This is a genomic window from Pseudomonas sp. GW531-T4, from assembly GCF_017349615.1.
Lineage (GTDB): Bacteria > Pseudomonadota > Gammaproteobacteria > Pseudomonadales > Pseudomonadaceae > Aquipseudomonas > Aquipseudomonas chlororaphis_I.
In genome coordinates this window covers 122,925-132,348 of sequence record NZ_JACMZT010000017.1, presented here as the reverse complement: position 1 = coordinate 132,348, position 9,424 = coordinate 122,925, and the positions used below count along the sequence as shown (strand labels likewise).

General features: G+C 62.8%; 5 protein-coding genes. 1 reads left to right on the top strand and 4 read right to left on the bottom strand.

Going from position 1 to position 9,424, the window contains the following annotated elements; all coding sequences use genetic code 11:
• Positions 1-371: 371 nt before the first annotated feature.
• Positions 372-758 (top strand): DUF6124 family protein, encoded by a 387-nt coding sequence (locus J4D28_RS15995; RefSeq protein WP_009047925.1) that lies wholly within the window; start codon positions 372-374, stop codon positions 756-758.
• 112 nt (positions 759-870) lie between these two features.
• On the opposite strand, the gene J4D28_RS15990 is transcribed toward J4D28_RS15995, so the two are convergent.
• The 4 genes from J4D28_RS15990 to smc all read right to left on the bottom strand — a co-directional run bounded on the left by J4D28_RS15990 (position 871) and on the right by smc (position 9,423).
• Positions 871-2,037, bottom strand: coding sequence for a putative zinc-binding metallopeptidase (locus J4D28_RS15990; RefSeq protein WP_009047924.1), 1,167 nt, complete (start codon positions 2,035-2,037; stop codon positions 871-873).
• Positions 2,038-2,329: 292 nt separating this feature from the next.
• Entirely contained in the window at positions 2,330-4,696 is a 2,367-nt protein-coding gene (gene ligA / locus J4D28_RS15985) for an NAD-dependent DNA ligase LigA (protein ID WP_103331032.1), read from the bottom strand.
• A gap of 128 nt (positions 4,697-4,824) precedes the next feature.
• A complete protein-coding gene (gene zipA / locus J4D28_RS15980) occupies positions 4,825-5,673 on the bottom strand; it encodes a cell division protein ZipA (RefSeq protein ID WP_009047922.1) in 849 nt (282 codons plus the stop codon).
• 261 nt (positions 5,674-5,934) lie between these two features.
• Positions 5,935-9,423: a chromosome segregation protein SMC gene (gene smc, locus J4D28_RS15975; protein ID WP_009047921.1), complete on the bottom strand. Its 3,489-nt coding sequence runs from the start codon at positions 9,421-9,423 to the stop codon at positions 5,935-5,937.
• Between the last annotated feature and the right edge of the window lies 1 nt (position 9,424).

Below are 9,424 nucleotides of genomic sequence, written 5' to 3'. Positions count from 1 at the left end.
AATGGCAGTTTTGCGGCGAGCTGGCAGTCGATTTTTCGCTTTGTTTTGTAAGGGGTTTCCTAGAAACTCTGGAACGCCTTTGGGCGGGTTGTACCCCTGAATTTGATCGGGCAGTCTGCGGGGGTCGTTGCAGTTTCAACGACCCGGATGTGGAAGTCTGGAAAAGTCATTGGTACAGCGCTCAACAGCGACTGCTGACGTTTTGCGTCCGCAGATCCGTGTTATGGCGACCATGCGTGGGGCACCTTCGGGTGCGCCGGGCTTTGGGTACCAAGGACTCCCCGGTCTTCCACACCCACGCATGGCTGCCACCCTCTCGTGTGGAAGCGAGACTGGCGGCTTTCATCTTTCAGAGAGTCGTAGGTACCCACATGAAAAAGCTCGTCCCCGATCCGCCACTCACTACCCCGCGTCGACTACGCGATCCTGAACTGGACGCGGCGAATATCTCCCTGCTCCTGTCGCTCAACGACCAGCAGCAACCGCTGCTCACACAACTCAAAGAAACCCGCAGCCAGCCGTTCGGCCTGCGCGACGCCCAGCAGCGCCCGCTGTTCGCGGTACAGGCCGGGGTGAATGCCGAAGAAGCCTTGATGCATGTTTCACTGCTGCTCAAATGCGCCGAAGAAGTCTCGGATGAAATCACCGAACAGGGCAGCGGCATCGAGCGCGGGTTGATCTGGTCCATGGTGCATTCCGTGGAAATGGCTCGCGCGGTGGTCGATGCCTTGCTCGATGGCGTGCGCACAGCTCGCTGACCACCCTTGGTAGGAGCGAAGCTTGCTCGCGATAGCATCGCCGCGGCCTTCTGCCGGACCGAGTCGCCTGCATCGCGAGCAAGCTTCGCTCCTACAGAGGCAGGTGGTGGATTCAGGCCTGTTCGAGCACTTCGTCGGCCTTGCCGCCGGCTTGCTGGATCACCAGGTGGATGAAGTGCAGCTTGGCGATCACCGCGGGCGGCAGGATGAAGGGATAGAAGTCGGGCTGACCCATGCTGCGTGACAATTCGTTGAGCATGCCCGCCAGTTCGATCCAGGCGTTGACGAAAGAGAGGAACGCCGGGCCGCCGGGATGCTGTGGGTCATACAGGGTGTCCAGCGGAAACGGCTGGTAGTCGAAGTCCATTTCCCGGGCGCTCATGCCGAAGCCCAGCGCGGTGTCCACCGCGTCCATCATGTGCAGGTAGTGGGCCCAGGTTTCCGCCCAGTCTTCCCAGGGGTGCATGGTGGCGTAGGCGCTGACGTAGGCCTGCGACCAATCGTTGGGCGCACCCTGTTGATAATGCCGGTCCAGGGCTTCGGCGTAGCTCGCGCGCTCGTCGCCGAACAGCGCGCGACAGGGTTCCAGCCAATGGCTATTGGCGATCAGGCGGTCCCAGTAGTAATGCCCCACCTCATGCCGGAAGTGGCCGAGCAAGGTGCGATAGGGTTCGTGCATCTGTACCCGCACCTGCTCGCGATAGGCGTCATCGGCTTCCTTGATGTCGAGGGTGATCAGGCCGTTGGCGTGGCCGGTCATGGGCGCCTTGCCCTGCCGATCGACACCGAGGAAATCGAAAGCCAGGCCAGCCTCTTCATCCTCGGTCTTGGCGATCAGCGGCAACCCCAGACTCACCAGTTGCGCCACCAGGCGGCGCTTGGCGATTTCCACCTTGCGCCAGCGCTCGGGGTTTTCCGCCACGCCAAGATCGGGAATGGTCCGGTTCAACCGGCACGCCATGCACAAGGTGCCGGCGCCATAAGCCGGCAGCAGCCAGTTACAGGCCGCCGGGGTATCGAGGTTGGCGCAGCGCCGGAACAGCCCCGCTTGCGGGTCGACGTCCAGCAGCCAGGTATCGACCTCCGGCCCTGGCTGCAGCGACGACAGGCGACTCTGTTCCGGTTGATAACCCAGGGCCGCCGAACAGGCCAGGCACTGACTGTTGCGAAAGAACAGCGACTGCCCGCAGCGGCACAACCAGACCTTGCTGTTGCGGCTGTTCTCACGGACAAAGGGCGCGGCGATACGGGAACTGAGCTGTTCGAAGAAGCGGTACATGGCGATCTCTCCCTGGGCTTGCCAAGACTAGATCATGGGAACGGGACTATTGTTCCATCGCCTTGCTGGCGATCCGCTTTTCTGTAGGAGCGAGCTTGCTCGCGAAGCGATTTCCATATCGCATCGCGTGCAAGCCTGGAGATTTTTTCGCGAGCAAGCTCGCTCCTACAAGGGAACACGATTCCATGTAGCCGCTGCCGCAGGCTGCGATAAGGTCCGCAGGACCTTCCGGCGCCCGACAAAGCAACGCCCGCTGCGCGGTCGATCGCAGCCTGCGGCAGCGGCTACAGGGTTATGCCGAGATACCGTGCTGGCCGAGGAAGGCCACGAAGGCTTCTTCATCCAGCACCTTGAGGCCCAACTCGTTGGCCTTGGCCAGCTTCGAGCCGGCGCCAGGACCGGCCACCACACAATGGGTCTTGGCCGAAACGGAACCGGCAACCTTGGCGCCCAGGCTTTCCAGCTTGTCCTTGGCCACGTCGCGGCTCATCAGCTCCAGCGAGCCGGTGAGCACCCAGGTCTGGCCAGCCAGCGGCAGCCCTTCCACCACCTTCTTCTCGCTCTGCCAGTGCATGCCGAAGGCTTGCAACTGCGCCTCGATGGCCAGCGCCCGTGTGGCGTTCTCGGCGATATCGAAGAACTCGCGCACGGCCTTGGCCTGCTTCTCCGGCAGGGTCTGGCGCATGTCCAGCCAGTCCGCCTTGACCACACCCTCGAGGGTCCCGAACTTGTCCGCCAGCTTCTGCGCCGCACCCGGCCCCACCGATGGAATGTTCAGCTTGTCGAGCATGCCACCCAGGGTGGTGCTGGCAGCGAACTCGGCGCCCAGGTCACCCTGATCCTGCAACTGCAGCCCGCACTGCTGCGGATCGAGCAAGGCACCGATGACCTGCCGGTTATGGCTGTCCTCGAAGAAGCTGTGAATCTCGTGAGCCACTTCCAGGCCGATATCCGGCAGGTAGGTCAGCACTTCCGGCAAGGCCTGCTGCACGCGCTCCAGGGAGGCCAGGGAGCGCGCCAGGACCTTGGCCGTCTCCTCGCCCACATCGGGAATGCCCAGGGCATAGATGAAGCGCGCCAGGCCCGGCTTCTTGCTGTCTTCGATGGCCTTGAGCAGCTTGTTGCTGGAGACCTCGGCGAAGCCTTCCAGGTCGATGATCTGCTCGTACTTGAGCTTGTAGAGGTCGGCCGGTGAGCCGATGAGTTTTTCGTCCACCAGCTGTTCGATGGTCTTGTCGCCCAGCCCTTCGATATCCATCGCCCGACGGGAAACGAAGTGGATGATCGCCTGCTTGAGCTGCGCACCACAGGCCAGGCGACCGACGCAGCGGTACACCGCGCCCTCGCTGATGGTTTCCTTGCCCTTGCTGCGCTTGATCAGTTGCGTGCGCTCGACGTGAGAACCGCACACCGGACAAGTTTCTGGGATATGCACCTGGCGTGCGTTTTCCGGACGGCGCTCGGTGACCACCTGCACCACTTGCGGAATCACATCGCCGGCGCGGCGGATGATCACGGTGTCGCAGATCATCAGGCCCAGGCGCGCCACTTCGTCCATGTTGTGCAGGGTCGCGTTGGAGACGGTGACACCCGCCACCTTGACCGGCCTCAGGCGCGCCACCGGGGTCACCGCGCCGGTACGGCCGACCTGGAATTCCACGTCCAGCAGCTCGGTCAGCTCTTCCATCGCCGGGAACTTGTGGGCGATTGCCCAGCGCGGCTCCCGCGCCCGGAAGCCCAGTTCGCGCTGCGAGGCAATGCTGTTGACCTTGAACACCACGCCGTCGATTTCATAGGGCAAGCCATTGCGGCGCTCGCCGATATCGCGGTAGTAATCCAGGCATTCGTCGATGCCCTTGGCCAGCTTCAGCTCGCGACTGACAGGCATGCCCCAGTGCTTGAGCTGCTCCAGATTGCCGATATGGGTGTCGGCGATATCCGCAGTGACCTGGCCGATCCCGTAGCAGCAGAACTCCAGCGGACGGCTGGCGGTGATCTTCGAGTCCAGCTGGCGCAAGCTGCCCGCCGCGGCGTTCCGTGGGTTGGCGAAGGTCTTGCCGCCAACCTCCAGCTGCGCGGCATTGAGCCGCTCGAAACCGGCCTTGGACATGTAGACCTCGCCGCGCACCTCGAGGGTCGCCGGCCAGCCACTGCCATGCAGCTTCAGCGGAATGTTGCGCACGGTGCGCACGTTGACGCTGATGTCTTCGCCGGTGGTGCCGTCGCCGCGGGTCGCGCCGCGCACCAGAACACCGTCCAGATACAGCAGGCTGACCGCCAGGCCATCGAGCTTCGGCTCGCAGCTGTATTCCACCGCCGCCCCGCCACCGAACAGATCGCCCACCGGCAGGTCGAGCCCCTCGGTCACCCGACGATCGAACTCACGCATGTCGGTTTCTTCGAAGGCGTTGCCCAGGCTGAGCATGGGGATTTCGTGGCGCACCTGAGTGAAGGCCGAGAGCGCCGCGCTACCCACGCGCTGGGTCGGCGAATCACTGCTGACCAGCTCCGGGTGCTCGGCTTCCAGCGCCTTGAGTTCGTGGAACAGGCGATCGTATTCGGCGTCGGGAATGCTCGGCTCGTCGAGGACGTGGTAGCGGTAGTTGTGCTGATCCAGCTCAGCGCGCAGCTCAAGAATGCGGGTTTCGACGGCGGTCATGGTGTTCTCTCAAAAAGCAAAAGAGCAGCCTAGGCTGCTCAATATTTGTCTGGAGGGTCTTGCGACCCTGTCGCGAGCCTGCTCCGGCAGGCCAAGGGTTATGCCGGAGCGACTGGCTCGCGAAGCGCTCAGCGCTTCTGGGTCAGGGCGCGACGCTCGAATTCGACGATGCGCTGACGGTAGTGTTCGATGGTCTGGGCGGTCAGTACGCTGCGCTGGTCGTCCTTCAGTTCGCCGTTCAGTTCCTGGGACAGCTTGCGCGCCGCAGCCACCATCACGTCGAAAGCCTGCTTCGGATGACGCGGGCCTGGCAGGCCGAGGAAGAAGCTCACAGCCGGAGTGCTGAAGTGGTCGATGTCGTCCAGGTCGAACACGCCTGGCTTGACCGCATTGGCCATGGAGAACAGTACTTCGCCATTGCCAGCCATGCTTTCGTGACGGTGGAAAATATCCATCTCGCCAAAACGCAGGCCACTTTCCAGGATGTTCTGCAACAGCGCCGGGCCCTTGAAGCCGCCGGCATCACGACAGATCACGCTGATCACCAGCACTTCTTCGGCTTGCGGCTGGTCCTTGTCGGCGTAGCCGGAAGCCTTGGTTTCATCCGGGAAGTCGTCGTCACGGCTGCTGAAGCTCGGGCCGCCGTCCAGGTCCAGGTTGAGGTTCAGGTCGCCCTGCTGTGGCTCGCTGCCACGCTTGCCACGCTTGGAACCAGACTCGCGCGGTTCGCGCGCCGGCGCGCTCATCGACGGCAGGTCGTGCTCATCGAGTTGCGGTTCCTTATGGGTATCCAGCACACGGGGCGGGCCCAGCAGTTCGGCACTGCTGTCGTCGTCCGGCAGGTTGGACAGGCTACGATCCAGACGGAATTTCAACTTCCCCTTGCCGCCGCGCATACGGCGCCAGCCATCAAAAAGAATACCGGCAATGACAATGATGCCGATGACGATCAGCCACTCGCGCAGACCGATTTCCATGTAATCCCGTGCCTCTATGAAAAATGCTGAAAAATAAGAGGTTTAGCAAACTGCAAACCGCTTTAAAACGTGGCGCCAACTCTATGTTCTGACTGGCCTTTTGCCCACGTATAGGAAAAATTGACATTAAACTAGCACGACCAAAGACAACTTTACACCGTCTGTCGCAACGGCTTCATTCAATATGTCGATCAGCCAGTACTCGGCGCAGGTAAAAACCTCTTACTTGTCACTTACATACCGGCTTTGGTCGCCCGGATATCAGGCGTCCACCATCGCCATCGCCTCCTCGACATCCACGGCTACCAGGCGTGAACAGCCGGGCTCGTGCATCGTCACGCCCATCAATTGATCGGCCATTTCCATGGCGATCTTGTTGTGGGTGATATAGATGAACTGCACCGTCTGCGACATCTCTTTAACCAGCCTTGCGTAGCGTCCAACGTTAGCGTCATCCAGCGGAGCGTCAACTTCGTCGAGCATGCAGAACGGCGCCGGGTTCAACTTGAAGATGGCAAATACCAGCGCCAGGGCCGTCAATGCTTTCTCACCACCGGACAACAAATGAATGGTGCTGTTCTTCTTCCCTGGCGGACGCGCCATGATCGTTACCCCTGTATCGAGTAGATCTTCGCCCGTCAGTTCCAAATAAGCGCTGCCGCCACCGAAAACTTTTGGAAAGAGTGCCTGTAAACCGCCGTTAATCTGATCAAAGGTATCCTTGAAACGATTACGGGTTTCCTTGTCGATCTTGCGAATCACGTTTTCCAGGGTTTCCAGGGCTTCCACCAGATCGGCGTCCTGGGCGTCCAGATAACGCTTGCGCTCGGACTGCTGCTGGTACTCATCGATGGCCGCGAGGTTGATCGCCCCCAGGCGCTGGATGCGCGCGGCAATCCGCTCGAGTTCTTCCTCGGCCTCTTTCTCGCTGGCCTGTTCGGTCAGCGTGGCGAGCACGCCCTGCAAGTCGTAGCCGTCTTCCAGCAACTGGTCCTGCAAGGTCTTGCGGCGCACGCTCAGGGCTTGCCATTCCATGCGCTGCTGTTCGAGCTGGCCACGGATCAATTGCGATTGCTGCTCGGCCTGGGTCCGGCGTTTTTCCGCATCGCGCAATTCGCGGTCGGCATCCTCCATGGCGATCTGCGCGCTCTTGAGCTCGACGTCGACGGTCATGCGCTTTTCCAGCAACTCCTCGAGCTTCAGGCGCAGCTCTTCCAGCGGTGCGGCGCCCTCCTCCAGGTTCAGGCTGAGCTGTTCGCGCTTCTCCGTCAGGCGCTCCGATTGCAGCTCCAGGCGTTCCAGGGCCTGGCGGGTGGAATCGTGCTGGGCCTTGAGCGAACCCAGGCGTACCGCCAACTGGTGAGCGTGATCCTTGTGCTGGCGCGCCTCCTGGCGCACCCGGTCCAGGCGCTCACGCAAACTGTCGCGCTGGGCCAGCAGCAATTCGCGCTGCTCGGTGTCCAGGGCCATGCTGTCGAGGGCTTCCTGCAGCTGCAGACGGGCTTCGCCCACCTGCTCGTGTTCCACGGCGCGCTGCTCGCCCAGCTCCGCCACCTCTTCATCCAGGCGGGTACGGCGCAAGGCCAGCTGTTCGGCCTTGGCCTTGCCGGCGGAAAGCTTGGCTTTCAATTCACCCTGCTGACGGGCTTCGTCCTGCAGCAGGCGGCGCAGGTGTTCGCGACCGTTCTCCTGCTGGCGCTGTTGCGCACGCAGGTTCTGCAAGTGGGTTTCCAGGTCTTCCACGCTGGCTTCGCGCTCGTCGCGCTCTTGGCTCAACTGCTCGATTTCCTGGTTGCGCGCGAGCATGCCGCTTTCCGCTTCGCTGGCGCGGCGCACCCGCAGGAAATGCCGGCCGACCCAGAAACCGTCGCGGCTGATCAGGCTCTCGCCGGCCGCCAATTGGCCACGCAGGGCAAGAGCCTGTTCAAGGCTTTCCACCGGTTTGACCTGACCCAGCCAGGGCGCCAGGTCGACCTGGGCATCGACCTTGTCCAGCAGGCTGCCGGGTATCCGCGCGCCCTCGCCCGCCAGCTGGAGCAGGCGCAGATCGCCCTGCTCGAACCCGGCCAGGTCAAAGCCGGCAAAGTCGTCGACCAACACCGCTTGCAGGTCGGCGCCGAGCACGGTTTCCACCGCCAGCTCCCAACCGGCCTCGACCTTCAAGCCTTCGGCCAAACGCGGACGCTCGGCCAACTGTTGCTCCTGCAGCCATTGCGCCGCGCCGGTCCCCGGATTGAGCGCCGCCTGCTGCAAAGCCTCCAGCGAGGCCAGGCGACCATTGAGACGTTGCAATTCACCCTGGGCCTGCTGCTGGGCCTGGGTCGCCTGATGCAGCTCCTGGCGCAGTTGCTCCAGGCGCTCGACCTGACCGTCTTCGCTGGCCTGCAAATCTTCCAGGGTCGCCTCGCTCGCCGCGAGTTGTTCGTTGAGTTCGAGGATTGCCGCGTCTTCCGGATCGGCGGCGAGCAACGCGCGCTCCTCCACCAGACGCCGCTGGCGCTCGCCCAGACGCTCCATGCTGCCTTCGAGCTGCTGGATACGCGACTGCTGCACCTCGGCCTGGCGCCGCGGCTCGGCGGACTTGAGGTTGAATGCGTCCCACTGCTCCTGCCAGCCGTGCATGGTGGCTTCGGCTTCTTCCAGGGCCGCGGCAGCCTCTTCGGCGGCGGCGCTGGTGACTTCCTGCTCGGGCTCGAGCATTTCCAGCTCTTCACCGAGGGTGGCGAGCAAGGTGCGGTCGTGACCCAGGTGGGATTCGGTCTCCTGGCGTGCACGCTCGGCCTCGCGCAAGTCGTCCTGCAACTGGCGCAGACGCTGCTGACCGTGCTGGATGCTCTGCTCGACCCGGGCGATATCGCCGCCGACCGAATAGAAGCGCCCCTGCACCAGATTGAAGCGCTCGGACAGCTCATGGTGACCGTCGCGCAGGCGCTCGATGGCGGCGTCGGCATTGCGTTGTTCCGCCACCAGGGCTTCAAAGCCGACTTCCTGGTTGCCGATGATCGATTCGCGCTGGCCGACCTGCTCGTTAAGCTCCTGCCAGCGCAACGCCGACAGCTGGGCCTTGAGCTGACGCTCCTCGGCTTTGTATTCCTGGTACTTCTCGGCCGCCTGGGCCTGGCGGTGCAGGCGTTCGAGCTGGCGCTCCAGCTCTTCGCGCAGGTCGGTCAGGCGCGCCAGGTTTTCGTGGGTACGGCGGATGCGGTTTTCGGTTTCCCGGCGACGCTCCTTGTACTTGGAAATCCCCGCCGCTTCTTCGATGAAGTTGCGCAGGTCTTCCGGCTTGGCTTCGATCAGCTTGGAGATCATGCCCTGCTCGATGATCGAGTAGCTGCGTGGCCCCAGGCCGGTGCCGAGGAAAATATCGGTAATGTCGCGACGGCGGCACTTGGCGCCGTTGAGGAAATAGCTGTTCTGACTGTCGCGGGTGACCTTGCGGCGGATGGAGATTTCCGCGTAGGCCGCGTACTCGCCGACCAGGGTGCCGTCGGAGTTGTCGAAGACCAGCTCGATGCTGGCCTGGCTCACCGGCTTGCGGCTGGTGGAACCGTTGAAGATGACGTCGGTCATCGACTCGCCGCGCAGGTTCTTGGCCGAGCTCTCGCCCATTACCCAGCGCACGGCGTCGATGATGTTCGACTTGCCGCACCCATTGGGCCCGACCACCGCCGCCATGTTACTGGGGAAGTTCACCGTGGTCGGGTCGACGAAGGACTTGAACCCCGCCAGCTTGATGCACTTGAGCCGCACG

Coding starts and splice junctions, on each gene's coding strand:
- J4D28_RS15995 (WP_009047925.1), top strand. CDS start 372: ATGAAAAAGCTCGTCCCCGATCCGCCACTCACTACCCCGCGTCGACTA.
- J4D28_RS15990 (WP_009047924.1), bottom strand. CDS start 2,037: ATGTACCGCTTCTTCGAACAGCTCAGTTCCCGTATCGCCGCGCCCTTT.
- zipA (WP_009047922.1), bottom strand. CDS start 5,673: ATGGAAATCGGTCTGCGCGAGTGGCTGATCGTCATCGGCATCATTGTC.
- ligA (WP_103331032.1), bottom strand. CDS start 4,696: ATGACCGCCGTCGAAACCCGCATTCTTGAGCTGCGCGCTGAGCTGGAT.